19 protein-coding genes and 1 tRNA gene are annotated in these 24,852 nt (G+C 44.6%); 14 read left to right on the top strand and 6 right to left on the bottom strand.

Annotated features, from left to right (window positions below):
• Positions 1 to 149: 149 nt before the first annotated feature.
• Positions 150 to 1,649 carry a sigma 54-interacting transcriptional regulator gene (locus tag C7475_RS04555; RefSeq protein WP_110051561.1) on the bottom strand — a complete coding sequence of 500 codons (1,500 nt, stop codon included), beginning with the start codon at positions 1,647 to 1,649 and terminating at the stop codon, positions 150 to 152.
• Between the two features lie 45 nt (positions 1,650 to 1,694).
• Complete coding sequence (locus C7475_RS04550; protein ID WP_110051559.1) at positions 1,695 to 2,795, bottom strand: VWA domain-containing protein; 1,101 nt, start codon at positions 2,793 to 2,795, stop codon at positions 1,695 to 1,697.
• Between the two features lie 309 nt (positions 2,796 to 3,104).
• Between C7475_RS04550 and C7475_RS04545 the strand changes: the two genes are divergently transcribed.
• The gene (locus tag C7475_RS04545) at positions 3,105 to 3,956 is read left to right on the top strand and encodes a sugar phosphate isomerase/epimerase (protein ID WP_110051556.1); all 852 of its coding nucleotides are present in this window, start codon (positions 3,105 to 3,107) and stop codon (positions 3,954 to 3,956) included.
• Between the two features lie 177 nt (positions 3,957 to 4,133).
• On the top strand, positions 4,134 to 4,889 hold the full coding sequence (locus tag C7475_RS04540) for a DUF2310 family Zn-ribbon-containing protein (RefSeq protein ID WP_110051554.1): 756 nt from the start codon (positions 4,134 to 4,136) through the stop codon (positions 4,887 to 4,889).
• Positions 4,890 to 4,972: 83 nt separating this feature from the next.
• Here the strand turns inward: C7475_RS04540 and C7475_RS04535 are convergent, their stop codons facing one another.
• From C7475_RS04535 to C7475_RS04525, 3 genes are all read right to left on the bottom strand, one after another.
• Positions 4,973 to 8,203 (bottom strand): DUF2723 domain-containing protein, encoded by a 3,231-nt coding sequence (locus C7475_RS04535; protein WP_110051552.1) that lies wholly within the window; start codon positions 8,201 to 8,203, stop codon positions 4,973 to 4,975.
• A 188-nt stretch (positions 8,204 to 8,391) separates the two neighbouring features.
• Entirely contained in the window at positions 8,392 to 9,213 is an 822-nt protein-coding gene (locus C7475_RS04530; protein WP_110052812.1) for an S-adenosyl-l-methionine hydroxide adenosyltransferase family protein, read from the bottom strand.
• 267 nt (positions 9,214 to 9,480) lie between these two features.
• Positions 9,481 to 10,281 carry an SDR family oxidoreductase gene (locus tag C7475_RS04525; protein ID WP_199236169.1) on the bottom strand — a complete coding sequence of 267 codons (801 nt, stop codon included), beginning with the start codon at positions 10,279 to 10,281 and terminating at the stop codon, positions 9,481 to 9,483.
• Positions 10,282 to 10,440: 159 nt separating this feature from the next.
• On the opposite strand from C7475_RS04525, the gene C7475_RS04520 reads away from it, so the two are divergent.
• The 7 genes from C7475_RS04520 (at position 10,441) to C7475_RS04490 (ending at position 15,552) form a co-directional block, all read left to right on the top strand.
• Positions 10,441 to 10,513, top strand: a tRNA-Lys gene (locus tag C7475_RS04520).
• A 230-nt stretch (positions 10,514 to 10,743) separates the two neighbouring features.
• Positions 10,744 to 12,600, top strand: coding sequence for an ATP-binding protein (locus C7475_RS04515; RefSeq protein ID WP_110051548.1), 1,857 nt, complete (start codon positions 10,744 to 10,746; stop codon positions 12,598 to 12,600).
• On the top strand, positions 12,590 to 13,231 hold the full coding sequence (locus tag C7475_RS04510) for a response regulator transcription factor (RefSeq protein WP_110052811.1): 642 nt from the start codon (positions 12,590 to 12,592) through the stop codon (positions 13,229 to 13,231). Before C7475_RS04515 ends, C7475_RS04510 begins: the two co-directional genes overlap by 11 nt.
• Positions 13,232 to 13,362: 131 nt before the next feature.
• Entirely contained in the window at positions 13,363 to 13,788 is a 426-nt protein-coding gene (locus C7475_RS04505) for a hypothetical protein (protein ID WP_110051546.1), read from the top strand.
• 30 nt (positions 13,789 to 13,818) lie between these two features.
• Positions 13,819 to 14,430: a hypothetical protein gene (locus C7475_RS04500; protein WP_110051544.1), complete on the top strand. Its 612-nt coding sequence runs from the start codon at positions 13,819 to 13,821 to the stop codon at positions 14,428 to 14,430.
• A 264-nt stretch (positions 14,431 to 14,694) separates the two neighbouring features.
• Positions 14,695 to 15,036, top strand: coding sequence for a hypothetical protein (locus tag C7475_RS04495; RefSeq protein WP_110051541.1), 342 nt, complete (start codon positions 14,695 to 14,697; stop codon positions 15,034 to 15,036).
• Positions 15,037 to 15,060: 24 nt separating this feature from the next.
• Entirely contained in the window at positions 15,061 to 15,552 is a 492-nt protein-coding gene (locus tag C7475_RS04490; RefSeq protein WP_146217464.1) for a hypothetical protein, read from the top strand.
• A gap of 49 nt (positions 15,553 to 15,601) precedes the next feature.
• Here the strand turns inward: C7475_RS04490 and C7475_RS04485 are convergent, their stop codons facing one another.
• On the bottom strand, positions 15,602 to 16,414 hold the full coding sequence (locus C7475_RS04485) for a CHRD domain-containing protein (RefSeq protein WP_110051536.1): 813 nt from the start codon (positions 16,412 to 16,414) through the stop codon (positions 15,602 to 15,604).
• Positions 16,415 to 16,716: 302 nt separating this feature from the next.
• Between C7475_RS04485 and C7475_RS04480 the strand changes: the two genes are divergently transcribed.
• The 5 genes from C7475_RS04480 to C7475_RS04460 all read left to right on the top strand — a co-directional run bounded on the left by C7475_RS04480 (position 16,717) and on the right by C7475_RS04460 (position 24,814).
• The gene (locus C7475_RS04480; RefSeq protein WP_110051533.1) at positions 16,717 to 17,337 is read left to right on the top strand and encodes a sigma-70 family RNA polymerase sigma factor; all 621 of its coding nucleotides are present in this window, start codon (positions 16,717 to 16,719) and stop codon (positions 17,335 to 17,337) included.
• 58 nt (positions 17,338 to 17,395) lie between these two features.
• Positions 17,396 to 18,589: a FecR family protein gene (locus tag C7475_RS04475; protein ID WP_110051531.1), complete on the top strand. Its 1,194-nt coding sequence runs from the start codon at positions 17,396 to 17,398 to the stop codon at positions 18,587 to 18,589.
• Positions 18,590 to 18,846: 257 nt separating this feature from the next.
• Positions 18,847 to 22,428: a SusC/RagA family TonB-linked outer membrane protein gene (locus C7475_RS04470; RefSeq protein ID WP_110051528.1), complete on the top strand. Its 3,582-nt coding sequence runs from the start codon at positions 18,847 to 18,849 to the stop codon at positions 22,426 to 22,428.
• 11 nt (positions 22,429 to 22,439) lie between these two features.
• Positions 22,440 to 23,864 carry a RagB/SusD family nutrient uptake outer membrane protein gene (locus tag C7475_RS04465; protein ID WP_110051525.1) on the top strand — a complete coding sequence of 475 codons (1,425 nt, stop codon included), beginning with the start codon at positions 22,440 to 22,442 and terminating at the stop codon, positions 23,862 to 23,864.
• A 26-nt stretch (positions 23,865 to 23,890) separates the two neighbouring features.
• On the top strand, positions 23,891 to 24,814 hold the full coding sequence (locus C7475_RS04460; RefSeq protein ID WP_110051522.1) for a hypothetical protein: 924 nt from the start codon (positions 23,891 to 23,893) through the stop codon (positions 24,812 to 24,814).
• Positions 24,815 to 24,852 lie beyond the last annotated feature (38 nt).

The raw sequence follows: 24,852 nt of genomic DNA, 5'->3' as shown, positions 1-24,852 counted from the left end.
CTGTAGTTGATATAGTGTTTTTCAATGAACGCGGCGCATGGAATGCAAAACGCGGAATACTGAAAGATATATACTTCAATTGTAAGATGCAACTCCAATCTTAGCAGATATCGTCCGGTATTCCGCGCTTTTTACGGGAAGAATATGTTCTAGAATTCGTCGTTCTCTTCTTCTCCGCCGGTACCAAAGTTCATCATGGTGCCAAGCAGGTCACTGAAGCGGGTCTCATTTTCCACTACCTTCTTACTGATCAGGGAGTAGGAAGCCAGACCATGTAACACAAATTCCATCAGCAGTAATTGTTCTTTAGCATTAGCATGCGGGAATTTGCCCTTTATAAGCTCTTTAAGGCCCTCAACCTTCAGGAGGGATGTCTCGTATTGCTTGTCGTTTACGTCCTGTAATAACTGCACCGCATTGCCTTTATCGAACCATTGTATCACCGCCCTGTAAGGATTTTCTGCAGCCGCGGTTTGTTTACGCTTTTTGAAGGAATCCGGATTAGGGAAGTATTGGGAGAAAACGCTGCGGATGGATTTATCCAGCAGATTCACTGCTACTTGCAACGGTCCTTCCTGTTCACCTTCATATACCAGTTCGATCTTACCGGTGATGGCAGGAATAATACCCTGGAGGTCCGCTATACGTACATACGTGCTTTTTTCTTTGTTGAGGATGGCCCTGCGCTCGCCTGCACTCACTGCATTTTCATATGCGGCTATGGTAAGACGGGCGGAAACACCGCTTTTCTTGTCTACATACTCACTGTTACGCGCTTCAAAAGCAACCTGTTCGATCAGGCGTTTGATCATATCACTGATATGTACATGTTTTTGTTCGTCATGTACATTGGCTTCCTGTTCGGTAATAAGCAGGGAGTTCTCCACGTTTTTAGGATAGTGGGTGATGATCTGGCTTTCGATACGGTCTTTCAGCGGCGTAACGATGGATCCGCGATTGGTATAGTCTTCCGGGTTAGCGGTGAATACAAAAAGGATATCCAGGGGCATACGCACTTTGAAACCACGGATCTGGATATCGCCTTCCTGCAGGATGTTAAAAAGGGATACCTGGATACGTGCCTGCAGATCGGGCAATTCATTGATAACAAAGATGCCGCGGTTAGAACGGGGAATGATGCCGAAGTGGATCACTCTTTCATCTGCATAGTTCAGTTTCATGTTGGCGGCTTTGATAGGATCGATATCACCTACCAGGTCGGCGACGGAAACATCCGGCGTAGCCAGTTTCTCACTATAGCGCTGTTCACGGGAAACCCATGAGATAGGCGTAGCATCACCCAGTTCGGCCACGATGTCGCGCGCATAACGGGACAGTGGTTCAAAGGGGCTGTCGTTCACTTCGGAGCCTTCTACGATGGGAATATATTCGTCCAGCAGGGAGATCATCTGCCGGGCCATACGTGTTTTAGCCTGACCGCGGAGACCGAGGAACAGGATATTATGGCGGGAGAGCAGGGCTCTTTCTGTATCTGGAATAACGGTATCTTCATAACCAATGATACCGGGAAATGCATTCTCTTTATTCTGAAGTTTTCGGATCAGGTTTTGTCTGATCTCTTCTTTAACAGATTTAGGTTTGTATCCACTCTTCTTTAATTCACCTAACGTACTTATGTTGATATTCATGTTGTATTAATGGATTATCGATGATATGATGTTGCGATGCTGTTATTAAAGCATTTTTCTTTTTCCATTCTCGAAGTCGAAGAACAGGAATTGTCCCAGTTTATCCAGACCGGAGAAGAAGGCTTTCCCGTTGTTGGTTTCAGTAAACTCTGTTACGAATTTTTGCAACCACGGGTCGGTAGCTACCATGAATGTGGTGATTGGAATCTTTAATTTTTTGCACTGTGCAGCAAGGTTCAGCGTACGATTGAGTATCTTGCGGTCAAGACCGAAGCTGTTCTTATAGTACTCTTTCCCGTTCTTAAGGCAGGTAGGCTTACCGTCGGTGATCATAAAGATCTGTTTGTTCGGATTGCGCCTGCGGCGAAGGATGTCCATTGCCAGTTCCAGTCCCGCTACGGTATTGGTGTGGAAAGGGCCTACCTGGAGATATGGAAGATCTTTGATCTCTATCTGCCAGGCGTCGTTACCGAACACGATAATATCGAGCGTGTCTTTCGGATAGCGGGTGGTGATCAGCTCACTGAGCGCCATCGCTACTTTTTTGGCGGGTGTGATACGGTCTTCACCATAGAGTACCATGGAGTGGGAGATATCGATCATCAGGGCTGTAGACGTCTGTGTTTTGAAGTCTGTTTCCTGGATCTCAAGGTCGTCCTGCTGAATGGAAAAACTATCAATGCCGTGATTGATCTGTGCGTTGCGGATGGAGGCCGTCATATCGATCTGCTCCAGTGCATCGCCGAATTGGTAAGGACGGCTGTCTGCATTTAGTTCGTCTCCCTGACCTGATTTGCGGGTATTGTGATTACCAACCTGGTTGGATTTTTTAAGTTTACCGAAGATTTCTTCCAGTGCGCGTTTGCGGATATCTTGTTCGGTCTTGCCGGTTATCTGGATGGTTCCGTTCTCTTCATTTTCCCGGATGTATCCTTTATCCCTAAGCTCTTGTATAAAATCTCCGATGCCATAATCCTCATTAGTAAGTTGGTACTCTTTGTCCAGTTCGGTCAGCCATTGTAATGCTTCACTAACATCTCCGCTGGTGTAAGTCAGCAGTTGGGTGAACACATCCAGTAGCTTCTCAAAGGGCGATTTTCCCTGCTGCTCATCGGGTTCAAATTTGGAAAAATGTATGCCTCTCATAATAATTCTAAAATTAGCGAATTTAGTTGGATGATGTGTGTACATAGTCCACAGACGGCAATCTAAACGGAATGTAACGAAAAGTTTCGATAATTTATAGGTTATTATGCATGTGGCGGATTATAATATGTTTACTGTTTATTGAATTTTTAACATTGTAAGTTTGTTCTGCGAGGGCTATTTATTCGGGAAAATATCCCCTTTACCAACGGATCTTCGCCGGTTAACCATGCATAGCTTGCTTTCTTCAGGGAAAGCTGTTATTTTTCGCGAAGGTCTTTACTGATTATCAAATTAAAACTATTGCAGATGATTAAAAAATTGAGCAGCGTACTGTTACTGGCTGGAATCCTGGCTGGTGCGACGATGACATCCACGTTGAGTTTTGCGCAAGGAAAGGCAGACAAACTGGGCTGGAAATTAGGAACACAGGCATATACCTTTAACCGTTTTACCCTGGCCCAGACGCTGGATAAAATGGATAGCGTAGGTGTACAGTACGTAGAATGCTATAATGGCCAAACCATCGGCAACGGCATCGAAGGTAAATTCGACTGGAGAATGGATGCAGCCAAACAGGCACAGGTAAAAGCGCTGCTGAAATCAAAAAAGAAGAAACTGGTTGCTTACGGAGTGGTATCTCCGGGTAGTGAGCAGGAGTGGAATGAAGTATTCGAATTTGCAAAGGCAATGGGTATCCAGGTGATCACTGCTGAGCCTAAACGCGAGCATTGGGACGCAATATCCCGCCTGTGTGATAAATACCAGATCAAGGTAGCTATTCACGACCATCCGAAACCAAGCTATTACTGGCATCCGGATAGCGTACTGGCAGCTGTAAATGGCCGTAGTAAGCTGTTTGGTGCTTGTGCGGATATCGGTCACTGGGCCCGTTCCGGAATGGAGCCTGTAGACTGTATCAAAAAGTTAAAAGGGCACGTACTGCACCTGCATTTCAAAGACTTGAACGAAAAATCTCATGATGCACATGATGTGATCTGGGGCAATGGCGTTTGTAACATGCCTGCAGTACTGGCTGAATTGAAGGCACAGAAATTCAAAGGCATGTTCTCCGTTGAATATGAATACAACTGGGATAACAGTGTTCCTGACGTGAAAGAGTGTGTGAAGTTCTGGTGGCAGGAAGTTGGCAAATTATAATAGGCATCGTAATGTTTGATAGAAGCTCCCGCGAAAGCGGGGGCTTTTTTTATTCCGGAAGATCAGTAGCATTGTTTGGGGTAGTGGTTTGTTATAATTGCAATATTTCATTATATTTAATATATCCCTGTTTGCAGTTACCCATTCTATTGACTATCATCCTATAATTCTATCCCTATGTTCATCTATCAAATCCTGTTTCAAAAGGCGGATTGGCCTAAGTCAGAAATGGAATCTTTCCTGCATGACGCCGATTTTTTCATCAGATCTCTACGTTCCAATGGTCAGCTGGTATCGATAAACGATGTGTTCCTCTTCCAGGAAGACAGTGTATGGCTTCATGTACAATGTCTCAAAAAAGACTCGCTGGACGAGCGTTATAACAGCGATTATGTTAATCAGTGGACATCCATTCTCATGGAACGGTATAATGTCACTATCTCCTATAAGTATGTGGGGGAGCACCTGGTATCTGTTTCAACAGCCGAAATTGATTCATCAAGTTCACTGATATTGTACTGGGGAGGCGCGTCTCCCATCAGGTCGGGCGATAACTTTGATCAGATCCCGTTGTATAATTTTCCATATACGAACACGCGCTACAGGAGTTATGATGATATTAATTCCTGGTCAAGGAGTTACGAAGAGATCGACGGACTTTGGTTCAGAGGTTCTATGGGAGAAAAACGATTTCACAATTATTTATCGGACATAAAGAGCCCATTGACGAAGCAAGGTAGGAGTATATGTACCAAACTGGAGGAGCTGACGGGCAAGCCCAGTTACTATTATTTGTTTAACTATGATAGTAAAAAGAACGAACATAGGTGCCCTTCTTGTGGAGGAGAATGGCAGCTGGAAAATAAGTTACTGGAGAAATTTGATCTGAAATGCGATCATTGCAGGCTGGTGTCCGAGAGGGCGAAGGGGTAGGTACAGACATCGCATTAAGACAATGGTAAAAAAAAGGAGGGGCTTGTCACAATGACGAGCCCCTCCTTTTTATAAGTTGATGATTAGTTGCCTTGCGGTGCATCAGTAGCTGGTCCCTGGGTATCAACCTGTATAGGTTGATTTTGTTCCAGGCCTGGCTGATTGCCTTGCGGATGGGTGAAATCCTCTTTCATACGTTGTAACAGCGTAATGAATTGTTCGGCCATCTGGGCATCACGTTGTAAGCTACCTAATTTGGAAGTTGGCAGACCACGGTAGTACTGTAATTGTTGAGTACAATCCTTGATGATCTTCTGGGCGATCTCGTCACCTTTCTTCATATCACCAGCCAGGTAGTAAGCATATACAGTCTGCATAGAGCTGTAGTTATGCATCTGTCCCGGAGTTGTCATCGCATATGGGAAGGTGTTTTCCAACAGGTTTTTATCGGCCTTGTTGAGCACTGCGAGGGCAGAATCTTTGTCGCCATTCAGTGCAAGGGCGGTACCCAGTCTGGTGTAAGAATTCCTGATGTACTGCAACAGTTTACGGTTAGGCTCATCGAAGTAAGTACCTTCAATGTTTGCACCACCGAATGCGAATTTCGTCATCAGGTTCTGGTACATTACAGGAACGTTCACATTCTTCTCAGCACCCATAGGATCATTGCTTTCTTCTTTTCTCAGCGGCACGAGGCGGTAAGTCAGACCATCCATACGGAGGTAGTCATTCAGACCGAGATCGGTTGGGCTGGTGAAGTAGATCGGACGTTTCCAGTCGTTGGCTGCAATGATATCATATACAGCGAGGTCGTTCTTCAGCAGGTAAGTCTTGTTGATCTGGAAAGGCAGTTGCGGCATAACCCTGGCGCTGTCATGGATATCAACAACACCATTTTTGATCACTTGAGCAACATCTACTGGTATAAAGAGCTTTTTAGCAGGGAGGTAGTTGATCTGTGAACCATCTGTAGTAGACAGTTTAGCACGAGGATCATCTGATCCCATAAAGCCCATTACTTCTTTCAGATTGTAGAATTTATCCTGCGGGAAGTTACCGCCGTCATAATATTGGATGTAATTGCGGTTCTCACCCTGGTATTTGTCGGCCGACCAGGTCATTGGAACTGCAGGGCTTTGGTTCACCATATGGCGTTGCTGGTCAATATACCAGTCTACGCCCAGGAGGCTCAGGTTGATCACGCGGATATCGGGACGTACACCTTCTACTTCCTGTGCATACCACAGCGGATAAGTATCGTTATCACCTACGGTGAAGAGGATCGCGTTAGGAGCGCAGGACTGCAGATAGTCAGAAGCTACGTCGCGGGCGATGGTTTTGGTAGAACGGTCGTGGTCATCCCATTCCTGGAAGCCCATCAGTACGGGAACCGCCAGCAGGCACACGATGGTTGCCAGTGGTGCAGCGATAGCAGATTTGGTTTTGGTTTTCAGGAACTGGTAGATGCCCAGTACGCCTAAACCGATCCATATTGCGTAAGCATAGAAAGATCCTACATATGCATAGTCACGTTCACGTGGCTGGTTACCTGCCTGGTTGAGGTACAGAACGATAGCGAAGCCGGTGAAGAAGAATAACAGACCAGCAACGAGACTGTCTCTGCGGTGGTTATTGTAATGGAATACAAATCCTACAAAACCCAGCAGGAAAGGCAATAAGAACAGTTTGTTATGTCCTTTGTTATTTTTCAGGCTGTCTGGCATTGTTGACTGATCGCCATACATCCAGTTATCAAGGAAGGAGATACCTGTAATGAAGTTACCGTCACGTACGTTCCCGTAACCCTGGGTATCGTTTTGTTTACCGGAGAAGTTCCACATGAAGTAACGCAGGTACATGAAACCTACCTGGTACTGTAAGAAGAAGCGTACGTTATCTCCGAAGGAAGGCTTTTGTCCGTCTGCAAGGCCGAGATAATCACGGTAGTAATCTGCGTGACCCTGGTCATTGCTTGCGTCCCATACACGAGGGAACAGCATTTTATCTTCCGCCGCGTAAACAGGTACTTGTTTTTTACCGGCGATGAGGTATTTGTCTTTGCCACGGGCGTAGATGTTACCTGCATCTTCATAGTTAGTAGGGCGGGCAGTGAATACCTGTCCGTAGATCAGCGGGAAGTCGCCATACTGTTCACGGCCCAGGTAACCTACGAGGGAGATCGGGTTGTCCACATTATACATATCTACGGATGGGTTAGCGGTAGAGCGTACCATTGTAGTGATGTAGGTGGAGTAACCTAATAACAGGAAGAGTATAGAATAGATGGTCACTTTCGTAAAATGCAGGAAGTTGCTGGATGTTACGTTTGCGCCGAACTGTTTGATAAAGTAAGGGATGAATATAATCGCAGCTGCAACGATCAGCTTCAAAATCCTCATACCGGTACCATTAGCGTCGGTAAATGCCGGAATAACAATAACGGAAGCAACCAGGATCAGCGGTGCATACAGTCCGAATTTAGGATTTTTCAATCCATAGATCAGGATGGCAGCCAGTGCTATGAAGTAGAATGCGAAACCGGTATAGAAAGGCAGGCCGAGGGAGTTTACGAAGAAAACGTCCATCAGACCGGAAGCCTTGATAGTATCCTGGATAACGAACTTCTGTACCATACCTGTCAGACCGCAACCAACGATAAACGCCCAGAAAGTACCCATAGGGGTTACTTTGTAACGTTTAAAGTAGTAAACCATTACGATAGCCGGGATGGTCAGGAGGTTCAAAAGGTGGACACCGATAGAGAGACCCATCATGAAGGCGATGAATACGATCCAGCGGTCGGCATATGCTTCGTCTGATTCATGTTCCCATTTCAGGATAGCCCAGAAAACGAGTGCGGTGAAGAGAGAGGACATTGCGTATACCTCACCTTCAACAGCAGAGAACCAGAAAGAGTCAGAGAATGTGTAGGCCAGTGCTCCAACAGCGCCGGCGCCCATGATAGCGATCATTTGTTCACGGGTGATGGGTGTACCGTTCTTAACGATGACACGGCGGGCGAAGTGTGTAATGGTCCAGAAGAGGAACAGGATAGTGAAACCACTTGCAAGGGCGGACATTAAGTTTACACCTAACGCTGCATGTGATGGGTCCAGCGGAATAGTGAATAATCTACCTAACAGCACAAATAAAGGAGCTCCAGGAGGATGCGGAACCTGTACCTTGTAGGCACTGGAAATGAATTCGCCGCAGTCCCACAGGCTGCCGGTGGCCTCCATAGTCATAATGTAGACCGTGCAGGCAATGATACAGATAACCCAACCTACAATGTTGTTGGTCCTTTTAAAATTCATAAGGATGTTTTAGGTCCGACAAAAATAGAAAAAGAAGCAAATTATGATAATTAGCGATAACAGTTTTAACTTTTTCTTTAATAAGTAATTTTTTTTCCAGATGGGCCGGGAAAAAGGAGGATGAGGATAGTAATTGATTAACAGTGGATAAGGGTGATAAGGCAATGGGAGGGGGGCTTCGGCTGATTTTAGCCGAAGATGATACGTACGGTTTGGTAGAATGACAATTTCTGGAAGCCTGAAGTCAGCTGATCGCGGGTAAAGCCTTGTAAACCAAAGAGACCGGCAGCATTTCCCTTGTTGATAGCTATTTCGAGATAGCCGGCGGCGTTGAACAGTGCCAGTTTATGCCCTTCCGGTACATCGGCGTAGGTTTCACAAAGTTGTGTAATCACCTCGTCACGGCGGAAGTAGATGGAGAACGGCCTGTTCTGGCGGTGTTCGTCAAATTGCTGGCGGGTGATATTTACTACTACGTTCTCAAAGTTATCGATATGAATGATCTGACCATCGATATAATCCTGACCGGTCATCGGTTGCAGATTGTTCTTGATGATGTATCCGGTGGCTGGTTCACCTAGTTCAGCTAATGATTTACCATTCTGTAATTCTCTGTAAGCTTCTGCGAAGCGTTGAAGGATAGAGAATGTATCCCTTGCCTGTCCTTTATGTAAAGGCAGTTTAATGACTTTGGCAGGAGTACCACCAGCAATCATTGTAATCAGTCCATTATCAGCACAGGCTATATATTGTCCGTTGTGTTCGGCCAGCAGTACGTGATCTGCTTTACGGTCGAACAGATTAATCAGTACAATATGGAATGTACGTGGCGGATAATAAGCAAAGGAGCTCTTACATATGTAAGTAGCCTGTGGCAGGTTAAACGGAGATATCTGGTGTGTAATGTCCATAACAGGAGCACCGGGACAGTGTTGCCACAGCTGCCCTTTGATGGCGCCTACCAGGTAGTCCTGTAACCCTATGTCTGATGTTAATGTTATTATGGACATGTTATGAATGAATACCAATTACCCAAAAAGAATGCCATTGGGGCATTGGCGTTGTTTTGTAATGCAAAGAAATATAAAATCTGCATGTAGCTGTGACTAAACAGCCAATTACTTGTTCAGATGTGAATAACTATAAAAGGGCCGGGGTCGGGGGTTTGGGGCGCTTATAAGCAAAAAAAAATAGAATAAAAAGTAAAAGATTAAAGTTAAGCCGTTCGTGCTAATTGCCTTGTAATCAGCTACTGGCGCCGAACGGCTTAAAGTTAATTATTTAAGCGGTGAACCCGGTTCTTTTTTAAAGTGATTATATACTATTCCGTCCAGCAGGCCAGGAAACAGTTTGCTGAGTAATACAGTCAGTTTGCCCTGACCAGTAAGTACCAGTGTTCGTTTCCGTTTGTTGATCGCTTTCAGGACCGCATCGGCTACTGCTTCTGCACTCATTAATTTTCCTTCATCCAGTGGAGTTTCTGACTGGCTGCGTCCTTCTTCATTTAATGCGGTGTTACGTATATTAGAAGAAGTGAAGCCAGGGCATACCCACATTACGTTGATGCCTGTATGCAGATTCTCGGTACGTAATGATTCCAGGAAGCCCTGCATAGCGAATTTTGACGAGGAGTATCCGGTACGGGCAGGTAACCCCCTGTAACCTGCTATAGAAGATACACCTACAACCGTCCCTTTGTTCGCCAATATAGATGGTAATGCATATTTAGTACAATAAACAGTACCCCAGAAGTTGATATCCATCAGCTGCCTGAGTACACTAAGGTCTACGTCACGGAACAACGCCCGCATAGAGATCCCGGCGTTGTTGATGAGTATATCGATCTTTCCCAGCCGGGAAATTACCTGTTCAATAAAGTATTTACAGTCATCTTCCTTACTTACATCCGCGGTATATGTATATAGGTTGTCACTCGCCACTTCCTTTTCCAATGCCTGCAGGGTTTCGGACTTTCTGCCGCAAACGGCTACCTTTGCTCCTGCGTGGAGGGAAGCTATTGCCAGCGCTTTTCCTATTCCGGATGTTCCTCCGGTGATGACTACGACCTTATCTTGCATTATGATTTTTTTTCAAATGCAAAAATAGGGGTAAATGAGATATGATGGTTTATTTTGTCTGTAGCGGCTTTTGTGAAATTGTTTGAAAAAAAGTTGCTAAAAAGTTGGAGGGAATAAAATATTTTATACCTTTGCAATCCCAATCACAAAAAAGGGAATGATTCCGTAGCTCAGTTGGTAGAGCAATACACTTTTAATGTATGGGTCCTGGGTTCGAGTCCCAGCGGGATCACAAAAGCCCGGCTTCGAATAGAAGCCGGGCTTTTTGTTTGTAAAAAATGCCAGCACAGCAACCAATGGAGGGATCAATAAGCGTTAGACAAGCGTGCCGCTATACACTCACCCAATATTTATTTATTATCTTCCATGCTCTAAACAAAAGAAGAATTCTTGATCACGGAAGTTACCATATCTCCCCAAGCTATACGAAGCAGCGCGTTAACACTGCTTTTTTTTGTTGGCATGCTGATCGTATCCTGCTGCTGCCAGGCTCAAAGTGCGACCAGTTTCACAGGTTACGGAGAAGTTCCCGTAAAAACGCCCGACTCCCTTATTCAGAAAATTCATCTTGCCACCGACGTCAAAGCAAAGATGCAGGCAGTACAGCCGCTGTTATCTTTTCATGCCACCCATGGCACTACAGACTCCGTGATCCATTATGCACAGGAGCTCATTAATAGTCTTAATCAAAGTAGTCTTCCATCTGCAGATAAACTTTTTTACCAGGTCTCACTTTATCTCACGCTGGCCAATGCTTACAGTGAGGAAGGCCTGTATGATGAAGCGCTACGGTTTTATCTTCAGGGGGTAAAGATTGCGGAATCCATTAACAACAGAACCGCCGTCAATAACAATAAACTAGGCATCGCCAACGTATATGCTGCCCGTAATGAACACGACAAGGCTGTAACTGCATACAATGACCTGCTGAATACAGGCCCGGACGAACAATTGAAACATTTGGTGTATGAGCGGCTGGGTATTATTTTTCTGGAACGGAAAGACCTGCCGCAGGCGAAACAGTATACGGAGAAAGCACTGGCGTATTTTCAACAGCAACATCATCAGAAAAAAGAACTGCAGGCAAAACTAACGCTTGGCATCATCGCCGAATTCAATCAGCAGGCGGATGAAGCGTATGCTATTTACAATGATGTGAAGAATAATGCGCAACAACAACAGTTTTACGATCTGTACAGTGATGCAGGACAAAGGATGGGCGACCTGCTGATTGCCCGGAAGGAGTATGATGATGCAAAGATGTTGTTGTCCCTTGTTTACTCTAACGCCCTTCAATGGAATGACCTGAAAGCGCAGCTGAAAGTATTGAACAGCCTGCGTAACGTACACGCGGAAATGGGGGACTATAAAAACGCCTATGCACTCATGACCCAGTACGTGGGTATTTCCCGGGAGTTACTGAATATGCAGAATAAAAAGGAGATCAATGAACTCGAAATAAAATATCAAACCGCCCGGAAGGAAAAAGAAATATTGAACAAGGAAAACGAACTAAACTATCAGAAAACGGTTAAATATAGTTTGCTGATAGGGTTTCTTATTATCCTGCTTCCTATCATAGGTTTGCTATATATGTATTATCAGAAACTGCAGGCGCAAAGTAAACTGAATACTACATTAGAAGAAATGAACCGGCAGGAGATCGCAGCACTGCTAAAAGACAAGGAACTCGAATTGCTAAAGGCCTCGGTTAGCGGTCAGGAAAAGGAGCGAAAACGGATTGCGGGTGAACTGCACGATAGCATTGGCGGCAACCTTGCTGCCATCAAACTCCAACTCTCCAACCAAACCGGAGAGAACAGGCTGGAGGCGCTTATACGGCAGGTGGACGACACTTATCACCAGGTACGTGACCTTTCTCATGATCTTGTTCCGCAGAAATTCAGTCACACCGGCTTTGCCGAACTTATTGCCGGCTACATCAGACAATTCAACGTGCCAGGTAACGCTATTATCACTTTCCATGCTTTTCCCGACGAAGAAATTGACCGGATCCGGACCTCCCTGAAAGTGGAGGTCTATAAAATCATTCAGGAACTGATCACCAATGCTCTGAAGCACAGCCACGCTTCAAAAGTAGAAATACAGCTCACCCAACTGGATGGTATGCTGAAGTTGTTGTTTGAAGATGATGGCCGGGGATTTTCCCCGGAAACAGTGAAATACGGTATAGGATTTCAGAATATTTACGAGCGGCTGAAATTATTCGATGGCGTAGTCTCCATTGATTCCTTTCCGATGAAAGGCACAGTAATTGACATTGAAATACCCTTAAATGCGGAATGCTATGAAGCATAATATTATCCTTGTAGACGATCATAAATTATTCCTTGAAGGCCTTATCAGGTTGATAGTACAGGAAAAAGACCTTCATGTGCTTTACTACGCGCATAATGGCCAATTGGTGATGAACTATCTCGACCAGCATCAGGGTGAGCAGGTCGATCTTGTTATTACTGATATCAGCATGCCGGATATGGATGGCATCACGCTGAATAATTACATCAAGGAAAAGAGACCCGAGATCAGCACGCTGGTGGTAAGCATGCACACCGACAGTAATATGATAGATACGCTTATCCAAAATAATGTCGATGGTTTTTTATCTAAAAATGCAGATTCAGACGAATTACTGGCAGCTGTCAAAATGATCCTCAAAGGTGGGAAATATTTTTCAGAGGCTGTGAAACAGGAGTACCTTAAGAGCGTTTTCAACAAAGAAAAAGAAACCCTTGAAATGCTCACCTCCCGCGAGAAGGATGTACTTAAGCTGATCGCGGAAGAATACACCACCCAGGAGATCGCTGACAAACTCTTCCTGAGTAAACATACTATTGAAAGTTATCGTAAAACCCTCATTCTAAAACTGAAAGTGCGTAATCTTGCCGGCCTTACCAGGTACGCCGTCAAACTAGGCCTCCTCAGTTAACCCCCTGAAAACAGGGTATTGAATTTCACTGAATACGATGTTGCCGCCCCCTCCGTAGCAGAGTACCTTTGTTGCATAACAAAACGGAACAATACCGTATCAAACAATCTCTTAACTAAAAATGCAACATTATGATCTACGGAATAACATTAATCTTGTTGAGCATCATCGCCGTTCCCTCTCTGATTTTATCCAGAAAACCCAATGCAAAGGAGCTGTTGGAAAAGGTGGAGCCCTACCAGGGTTGGATCGGGATTATTTTCTGTTTCTGGGGTATATGGGGTATTGTAACCGCCGTTTTAAATGTAGGTTGGCTTGCCTCCGCACCTATCTGGTGGATCACGCTGACTGCAGGTAGCCTGGTGGAAGCATGCCTGGGTTTTTTACTGGGGTTCCCGCTCATCAACAAATTCTTCCTTTCCGGCAACGAAAAGGCAAAGGAAAAGGCAGTACGTATTCGTGCACAAGTTGCACCCCAGCAGGGTAGACTGGGTATACTGGGCATCATCGTGGGCGCATGGATGATCGTTGCGTCCTTCCTCTTTACGATTGCCTAGCATTATTCTTTCACAACTCAACTTTCAACGATGAAAAAAATGATATTGGCGGCCATCATATTGGTGTCCGTATTAAGGAGCTATGCCCAGGAACAGCAAATGCACTCTATCCAGGTTAGTGGCATCGCCAAAATAAACCGTGAAGTAGAAGTTTACCTGATAGATTTTACCATAGCGGTGGAGTATGGAGAAGCAGAAAGCAGGAAATCTTTCGAAGACCTTAAAAACAACTTTTTCAAAAAGGCAAAGGATGCTGGTCTGAACGAAAGTCAGTTTAAAGAAGATAGAATGAGCTACCAGGCCTTACAGCTTTTCAGGGAAGGAAGTTTATATACTTTCACAACCTCTTCTCGCGATGAACTGTTGAAGGCTGCCAGACTGGCGAACGGCAACGTTGTTAACATCACAAACACACGGGTAAAGTTCAAACCTGTCGTAAAAAATGAAAAACACTTCGAGACCGCGTTTCTCAATAGCAGAGATAAAGCTGCCATTATTGCAAAAACGATCAATAAAAAACTAGGCCCTGTGTTGATGGTCACAGACCTTACCCCCCAGGAAGCTACAGTGGAAGAGAATTTTTACTTTAAACCAGTTGAGGATCAATATCTCTCCCTGTTGGTGAGTTTCGCGATTGAATAACCGGTCTTCATCCATTGCCCCTGGAATTATTGGGTGTGACAAAAGTCCGGCTTCTTTAGAGGCCGGGCTTTTGTTTGTATGATTTAGTTGCGGGAAGCCGCCAGAGACTTAAAAATACAAACTAGTTGGTATGGTTATTAAATTTTAGTTTGCCCAACTTTGTCTTTAAAAAGATTCTGAAGCATGCTCTGAGACGGAAAAGTATGGAATAAGGCGTGCTTCGGGCATCATCTGGTTAACTAATCCCTTTTTAATTGCGCTTGAATGAATACCAAAATTGATTACAATAACCTGATTCTGACTAACCTCTGGATGCTGTTTATATTGAAGTTAGTTTGCCTTATCATCGGTTTTCAAATCGTAAGGCATAGCTGGAGGATGATGTATGAGGGCATAAAGGGCGAATATAAGTTCACATCTGACTTGAAAGGATTAAAAGGAGGAATAGTGAGTTCTTCACCAGGTCTGTTGTTTCTTATTCTTGGTGTGTTCTTAATTGCTTATGGCTTATTTGTTCGCAAAGATGTAATGTTCATAAGACAACCCGTTCATAACGAAGCGCCCGATCTGACAGTTCCCAACGATACTTTAAACTTTAAATTCTAACCCATGTTCAGGAAAAGTTCATTTATGATCGTCGTCCTGCTAGGATTACTTTCTTTTTCCTCTTCTACTAATGATATTCAGAAGTTTTACAAGAACGGATTAGAGCTGATCAAACAGAAAAAGTATAAGGAGGCTAACACTCAATTGCTGCAAGCTTTGAGTGTCAGAAGGCATCCACAAATACTCTTTTGGATCAGCTACAGTTATGCCGCCTTAAAAGAGAAAGACAGCTGTCAGTTCTATTTTGACCAGATATTGAATACACCACCTCAACCAATGTCAGCATTTTATGTTGAAAATGTGCCTAAGATTAAATACTGGATTGATAATAGCAGTACAGATGGTGTGATTTTCAATCCTACATTAAACAAAAAACGAAGAGACTCTTTAGTCAATCTCCCTGAATATTGGGGATTGAGTGCTGAAAATATGAAAGATCAGATGAAAAGGATTTACAATAATTCACTTAAGTCTATTAGTATACCAGTACAAAACGACAGCTTGCCATTACCGTAAACGGCAAGCAGCATCGTGTTTGTATTACCATATATCCGATCAGTTCCGGTTAACGTATCTGTCCGCGTATCACGCCGTCAGGCCAGTTGTTGGAGTGCGCGTTCACATATAATGCCTGAGTACGCAGCGCATTGGCGGTAGCCTCATTTAGCTGAGTCATTTTGGACACTCCGAAGTCAGCTGCTGTGGCACAGAGGGGGACGAGCACATCCCCATTAGCGCCGGTAGCACCGGCGTGGATGTGTGCCATGGTGAGCGCATCTGCAGGAGGAAGGTCCGTTACGGTTACCTTAGAATATAGTTTCCCGTCCACTGTAAGGCGAAGCAAAGCGACGCCGGTGGCGGTGGTCACTACCGGAGGCACTTCGTTTGCGCCGGACATATTTATGGTTTCTGCCAGCAGCAGGTCACTGTTTACCGTACCGCGTACCAGGCCTGAAGGGTGCTGAGTGGAGTGAACGTTGAAATAGATGTCATTACTCCGGTTCTTCAGGCTATCCGCTAAAGACTGCCGTAAACTGAACGTGCCGCTGCTGGCGTTACCGGTCCAGGATGGGAAGGGAAGAATAATTGGCCCGTTGGTTACCGGATCGCCTGTATGGAAATGAGCCATAGTAAGTGCGTCGCCGGTGGTAAGGTTATCTACTCTGAAACTGTAATCAAGGGTATTGTCTGCATAAAGTTGCATGGTTAGTAAACCCGTTTCCGATCTGCCTGCAGGTGCCGGGTTCTCCAGTTTAGCATTGAGTGGGATCTCAAACACGAGTATCGGCCCGTCATCGTCGTCACTACTACAGGATGAGAAAGAGGTAAAACCAGCGAGCGCGAGAGCGGTCATGGCAAATACATGTTTATTTTTCATAACGAGAATGGTTTGGTTTACCTATTATTACAAGGATCATCTCGATTTGGTTGTGTTAAGAGCTAAAGTCAAGGTGTAACTAAAGCAGGGGACTTAGGCTAAATAGCTTAATAATCTGAGAGATAGTAGGTCAGGTGATCGGTACCGTTGTAAACGGCTGAAAGGGAAGTAATTTCAAAAATCAGGAAGCTGAATTTTATAAGCGAACAGGCATATTATATTAGACACCGTTTAATTATATCCAAAATATTTAAGCCCTACACTTGCAGCTTTAATTTTTTGGACATAGTTTGTGATTCCAATTGGAGTTAATTAACGAATTGTCAACCAGAACAGCATATGACGAATTTGAGCTGATTTCCGCCTTTCAACGGGGAGATAGAAAGGCTTTGCACCAGGTATATACGCTATTCCAGCGATCGCTCTGTTTTTTTACAGAACAGCTGATAAGTAATACTATGGCAGCAGAGGATATTGTTTCAGAATGTTTTATCAACGCTTTTCAACGAAAAGAGGATTTTCCTTCGTTAGGTCAACTGAAGTCTTTCTTATTTACTGCAGCTAAAAATGCGGCCCTCAATTACATTAAAGCACAGAAACGGCACGATGATATCCATCATTCAATAGAAAGGGGGGCCGACCGTTATTCTATAGATGTAGAAAATGCTTATATCAAAACAGAGGTCCTGCAGTTCATTTCAGGGGAAATAGAAAAGCTCCCGCCACAGTGCAGGCAAGTTGTACACCTTGCCATTATAGAAGGGAAAAGCGCTCCCGAAATTGCCGCTGAATTAAATATGGCCTATCAGACAGTACTGAATCAAAAGGCCAAAGGAGTGGGATTATTACGCACCGCCGTCCTTAAAAATAAGTTATTATCCTTGCCTATGCTCGTTTTAGCCCTAAATATGCTCCACCGGTAAAAAAAATATTAAAAGAGACCGGTATATAATGTAGGGTTAGTTGTTTTGGTAGTATAGCATGACAGAGAAGGATCATTATATCGCCGTATTAATTGTCAAATACCTTGATAACAGCCTCAATGAAGCTGAAGAGGCCGAGTTGACAACCTGGATCAATGCTGAAGAGCACCATCGTGATCTCTTTACAGAGATGACTGATCCTCAACGGCTGATCTCCCAGGTGCAACAATTTTATGCCTATGATTCAGATAGAATAAGCCATAAGATCGGCCAGCGTATTCCTGAATTTAATGCAGTACCTGTTCGTATGCGCCCCGTTTACCTGAGAAAATGGGGCTGGGCAGCAGCTATAGCTGTGCTGTTGATGGGAGGGTCGTATTATTGGACATCCCATCTGCGTAATGATCATAGTGGAATAGCTTCAGTACAGGTTAATATCGAGCCCGGCAGACAAGGTGCTATTCTAACACTGGCCGATGGCAGGGAAGTCGTACTGGATAGTTTGCGCAACGGTATAGTAGCCAGTCAGAGCGGCGCTTCTATCGTATTGTCTGAAGGGCAGTTAGTATACGACCCGACGGCCGCGCGAAACATGGATGTTCAGTATAATAAGATGACCACACCGGCAGGCAGGCAATTCCAGGTAACACTGCCTGATGGCTCGAACGTATGGCTGAATGCCGCCAGTTCTATCAGGTTCCCTACCAGCTTTGCAGGTAATGAAAGAAGGGTGGAAGTTACCGGAGAAGTATATTTTGATGTAGTAAAAAATGCAAATCAACCATTTATAGTAGTAGTCAAAGATAAGATTGACATAGAAGTCTTAGGTACTTCTTTTAATGTGAATGCTTACGAGAACGAACGCTCCATCCGCGCCACACTTATCAACGGTAGTATAAGGGTCGGAGTGCCATCAACAGATCTCAAGAAAGCTGTAACACTGCAACACAATCAACAAGCGAAAGTAATAGATAAGCTGATCACTGTAACAGACAACCAGGATCCGGAGAAAGTATTAGCCTGGAAAAATGGCTTGTTCAACTTCGACGGCGCAAACCTTGAAGAGGTAATGCGGGAATTAGAACGATGGTATGATATAGAAGTAGTTTATGAAAACGGTATTCCTGATTCAGATAAGTTTATCGGGGAAATGACCAGACAAATTGCCTTAACGGATTTACTGGATATTTTAAAAAGATTCCAGGTCGACTTTAGAGTGGAAGGACGTAAGCTGATCGTACTTAATAAATAAAATTATCAAGGCTATGCCGGATGCGTACTAAAGACTGGATTACTCCGGTCAGGATTCTTATTGTCAAAAACTAACCAATCAACGAAAAACGTCACGGATTGCGGCCGTGACGTTTTATACGACCTGGTTAGTTCAAAGTGTCTTTTGCAATTCACAATTATTAACAACCAAATCTCTTGCAATTTATGCAAAAAAATCGCTATTGGCCACCCGATTGCCGGGTCATAAGGGCCAACCTAACCAAAATCTTTCTGGCCATGAAACTTACCGCTGTACTACTAGTCACCTTCATCCTGCAGGCCGCTGCCACCGGCCACGCGCAAACAGTCTCTATATCGGGGGAAACTATACCTTACAAACAAATTTTTTCTGCAATAAAGCAGCAAACCGGATATGTTGTTTTTAGTAATACTAATACTATCAGCGAAACCGCAACAGCCTCACTTTCTGCCAGGGATATGCCCTTAACGGCATTTCTGGACGAAATGCTGAAAGATCTGCCAGTTACTTATCTTATTAAGAACAAAACCATTGTACTGTCACGCAAAATGGATGTACTACCGGCCCCTACCACTATCACAGGTGTGATACATGCCACTACCGGTGAGCTGCTGTCTGGCGTGTCAGTAAGAATTAAAAATACCGTTAACGGTACTATTACCAACAACAACGGTACTTTCTATTTCAACCACCTGCCCGAAGATGCAGTTATCCAGATTTCCATGCTGGGATTTGAATCGCTCGAAATAGCAGTACGGAAATCGGCCAACGGCTATTCCGCCTATACGGTCAATAAGGCCCAGGCAGGCTCCCTGCTGGTTACAGAAGGTAATAACCTGGTGTTGAATATTACCCTGAACAGAAAGGACTATGAAATGAGCAACGTGGTGATCACGGGGTATATGAACGTTAACAAGGGCAACTATGTTGGAGCGGTATATTCAGTAAAGGCCGATGATATCAAAATTGCCGGTGAAACGACGATCGACCAGATGTTGCAGGGTGTCGTTCCGGGTATGTCTGTAATGACACAGACAGGACAGGTAGGTTCCAGTCCTAAGATCCGCATCCGTGGTACATCTACTATCCTGGGCAACCAGGAACCGCTGTGGGTTGTTGATGGGATCATCCAGCGTGACCCGCTTCCTATCCCTAATGGTAACGGTTCTCTTGCTGGTGATGTTTCCGAGCTCAGGCTGATTGCCTCTAACGCTATCGCCTGGCTCAATCCTAATGATATAGAAACCATTACCGTATTGAAAGATGCGTCTGCCACCGCCATTTATGGTTCACAGGCTGCAAATGGCGTGATCGTTCTCACTACCAAGAAAGGACGTCCCGGCCAGTTGGCTGTTTCTTATTCCAACAGTTTTTCTGTTGGCCAGCGCCCGGATTATCGCATGTATGATCTGATGAACTCACAAGAACTGATGCAGTTCTCCAAAGAGGTATATGCCAATCGTGACAGTTATACCAATACCGTTCTCCCAATTGGTTATGGTGAGCTTATTCAGCAATTGCAGAATAAGGAAATTGACTACCCGACTTATTTAGCCAGGTACAGGAAAATGGAAAACCAGAATACAGATTGGTTTAAACTGCTCTTTCGCAATTCATTTAACCAGTCCCACAGCGTCAGCATTTCAGGAGGAACAGAAAAGATCATGAACAGAACTTCATTTAATATGCAACAGCAGAAAGGTGAAGCGAAAGGAAATGATCTGACCACTTTTTCCGCTTCTACTAATACGACACTGAAATTTGGTAAAAAGCTGACTGTGAACTTCCTGTTGAATGGTACGATCCGTGAAACCGATGGTTTTGGATATGGCGTGGCGCCTTTTGATTACGCTTACAAAACAGCCAGAACAATCCCTATGTATAATGATGACGGAACGTTCTTCTTCCACGAAAAAGTAAGCACCATCGCCAGTACTTCTATTCCCAGTAAATTCTCATACCTGTACAATATCCAGAATGAATTAAACAATACCGGCAATAAGAACACTACCACCACGCTGGGGTCAACTATTGACGTGCGTTACGAGTTGGCAAAAGGCCTGGAGTACCAGGGCCTCCTGGCTTACACTTCAGCCACCTCCAGCCTGAAATCCTTTGCTACAGAGCTCTCTTATTTTGCTACTCAATACAGAGGGTATGAGTTTGGCAGTGTATCGTCCAACAGCCCTGAAGAACTGGCGAGCCGCCTGCCTTTCGGAGGACTGACCCAGCTGGAAGGTGCTTCCGTCAGAGGGTATACCGTCAGGAACGCCCTTATATACAACCGCTTGTTTGGCCAACGCCATAGTATGACCCTGCAAGGCGGGGTGGAAGCAAGATCTTCCATTACAGAAGGTAGTTTAAACACCCGTTACGGTTATCTGCGTTATCGTGGTGAAAGCTTTGCCCCGGTACCTTTAATGCCGGCAATGATCACCAATAACGGTGCCGCTAGTCTGCACGAGGAGATGCGTCTTAATTCGCGCATTGTAAACCAGGAAAGCAATTTCCTCAGTGAATATTTCTCAGCTGTATATGCTTATGACTCCCGTTATATCTTCAACTTTAACGCCCGCCTCGATGCCTCTAACCGTTTTGGTCAGGATAAGAACAAACGTTTTCAACCTACATGGTCTTTAGGCGGAAGATGGCGTGTGGCCAACGAGAAATTTCTCAGTACCAGCAGTTGGTTGAATGCGCTGGACCTCTCCGCTACCTATGGCTTCCAGGGGAACGCGGTAGAAGCGGTTTCTCCGTATCTCATTGCTACAGACGGAGGACTGAACAGTCAGTTCAAACAATATACGCTCAATATTAAGTCCCTGCCATACCCTGATCTGGGATGGGAAAAAACAAGGACCTGGAATTTTGGACTGGATATCTCTTTTTGGAATGGCCGGTTGAATGCCACTGCCAACTATTACGGAAAGATCAGTAATGTACTTGCTACCCACCAGGTGCCTGTTGAAAACGGTATGGCTGCAGCAACAGTTTTTGGCTCGCAAATGGAAAACCGTGGATATGATCTGATAGTAAGTATCGTCCCTGTTAAAACGAAGGACTTCACCTGGCAGTTGTCTGTAAACACGGGCGTGGCAAAGAATAAGGTGAAAGAGAATGAACGGGTGAATATGCTTGAGGATTATTTGAATGGTCAGGCTATTGTTAACGGTGAGGCATACTCTACTTTCTATTCTTACTCATATGCAGGACTTAACCACAATAACGGTATCCCTATGTTTAACAATATGGATATTAAGCTTACAGCAAATGATCTTGACTTCCTTGTGAAATCCGGAAAGCTGGACCCTGATTTTTCCGGTGGCGCGAACACGATGGTGAGATACAGGAACATATCATTCTATGCGCAGTTTGCAGTGGCATTTGGCGCCAGCAAGCGTATACCCGCATTTTATAATGCCAGTGGCGCGCCAACACCTGAACAGAATGTTCCGCGTATCCTGAAAGACCGCTGGCAGCATCCCGGAGATGAATTACATACTGATGTACCGGTTATTCCTCCGGGCAATCCACGCTACTATGAGTTGACTTTACCACAATTAAACAGATCTACTACCCTGACGCCATTTACGATGTATAACTCATCCGATTATATGGTGGCAAATGCGGACTTTATTCGTTGTCGTCAGCTATCCCTTAACTATGAATTCGGACAATCAATCCTTGAAAGAATACACATTAAGCGTTTGAGCACCTCACTCAGCTTAACCAATCCTTTCCTGATCAGCTTCGATGAGAAGTGGAGAGGGTATGATCCTGAAACAGCAGGCTGGCCTGCAAGACGTATGGCGTCGATTTCATTTAACATGACACTCTAACATTGAAGCGCATGAAACTAAAGTTATTCTTAATAACCGGTATTGCCGGTCTGCTCACCTTAAGCAGTTGTTCTAAATTTCTGGAAGAGAAATCGCAGAGTGAAGTGATCCCTAAAACAGCTATCGACTTCAGGGAATTACTGATAGGGTCCGGATACATGGATAATTCAGAGCCTATGAACTTCCTGTATTTCATGGATGATGATGTAGACTTTTTCCTGGAGTATGACAACGATCCTTCAAATGTTGTTGGTACTTATGAAGCGCAGCTCAATTACTTATGGTATACCTGGCAGCCTAAACTGGCCGACAGGAATGGAGTGGGCGAGTTGATCGCTGAAGATCCTTCCGCTACAGCCTATGCACAGTACTATACCAGGATTATGGGTTGTAATGCAGTACTGGAAAATATCGACAAATCGATAGGTACGCAGCAGGAGAAAGACAGGGTAAAGGGTGAAGCATTGGCTGTACGTGCCATGTATTACTTCCGTTTGGCCAACTTATACGGAGAGCCCTATAACCACAACCCGCAGTCGCTTTGTGTGCCATTAAAGCTTACATCAGGTATTGTCGCTACTCCGCTGGAACAGGCTACAGTTGCTGATGTATATGAATTGGTGGTACATGACTTACAGGAAGCGTCATCACTGATGGACCCTTTGCCGATCATGCGTAAAGACTATCATATCAATCAACCTGCTATTCACATTCTGTTGTCCCGGGTATTCCTGTATATGGAAAAATGGAAAGAGAGCGTTGCTGAAGCTAATAAAGTTTTTGAGCAGGGAGGCAAATTGGTAGACATGACTTCGCTGGATGAACATTCCGGCACATGGCTCACTTACAACAATCCCGAAGTAGAGTGGCTGTTTGGCGGCAATACACAGCCTAACCAAAGCACTTATGTACCTGCTGTAAAATTCCTTTCCACATTCGACAGGAAGGATGCAAGGTTCAGCGTTGGTTTTTCTTTACAGAATACAGGTGTATCGCTTGCTTCAAAACTTCCTACCGGGCTCGATCTGGCACAAACGCTTCGCTCTTCAGAAGCTTTGCTTAACAGGGCAGAGGCAAGTGTACAATTGGATGATCTGGGTACTGCACTGAAAGACCTGAACGATTTAAGACGTAAACGTATCGAAGGATATGTTGATGAAGTGATCAGCGATAAAGCCGCCTTACTGCAGGCTGTGAGAGACGAGCGCCGTAAAGAGTTCTGCTACGAATGCTTCCGTTGGTTCGATCTGCGCCGCTATGGTATGCCTGAGATCTCACATCGTTATCAACATGATCTGGGAGAAAGCGTACTGCAATACAAACTCAAGGAAGGAGATCCTATGTATGTACTGCCTTTTCCTACAAGTGTGATACTGAGAAACGCCGGACTTAAACAGAGTGTATCTGGTCAGATGCCTGACAGAGTCGGACAATAATAATACTAACAAGCAATTCATTATCTATGAAGTATATATTTTTTATCAACTGCCTTTGCTGCCTTGCGCTGTTCTCCTGCAAAAAAGAACCAGCTATCGGTCCGCCTATTGATGTGCCGGTAGATTATGTCCTGCCTCAGGGAGATGCTCCGGCTGATGCTAATGATAAGATCCAATCCCTTTTCAATACATACGGATCCTACTTCTTGTACAAGTTTACACAGAAGGACTTCCTGTGGGTGCCGTCTACCGGTGGAGGGTTCTCTAAGATCGATACAGCTGTATTGGGTAACCCGGCCTATACAATGGATATGCTGAATTTCCTGGATGACATCTGGCTTAAATTTTTGCCGGAAGACTTTAAGAAAGATCAGGGTATTCCTTATCGTGTGATGATGGCCGATACGATCAAGCAATATCGTGTGGGATTTCCGCCGGGTAGGGAATACCTGTATTTCGACTATAAAGTAGTAGGCAAATCTATCACCTTCGCAGGGATGAACGCGTCCTTACGCACAATGACGTCCGCAGCGAAGGTTGAAAAGAGAAATATATTGATAGGAGTTATCTGGAACTACTATATCCAGAACAAGATCATGGATATACCAACTTCTTTTTATGATGTTAGTGATTATGAAACTTATCCTGCATCTCCGATAAATGCTGCTAATCCGGATAACGTCGAGGCCTTCAGGCAAAGAGGTTTTTTACCGTCCTCTTACGGTGCCGACGGGTCTGCATCTGAGTGGTACTATGGCACTTATTCCTGGCCACAGGCGAAGAGTAATGACATTACGACCTACCTTAATGCTATCCTTACCCGTACCGATGCTCAGATGGCGTCATATCTCGCATATCCGATGATCAAACAAAAATTTGACTTACTGGTCAACTACTATAGATCCAAGTTCAATATTGACGTACGCGCTATTGCAAACGCCACATATTGATATTTATCCCTTCCAATTGCCTGGGGTTAAAGTCCCCG

It is taken from the genome of Chitinophaga sp. S165, assembly GCF_003182155.1.
In the GTDB taxonomy this organism is placed as follows: domain Bacteria; phylum Bacteroidota; class Bacteroidia; order Chitinophagales; family Chitinophagaceae; genus Chitinophaga.
The sequence above is the reverse complement of the archived record's forward strand: the minus strand, read 5'-3'. Positions and strand labels throughout refer to the sequence as shown.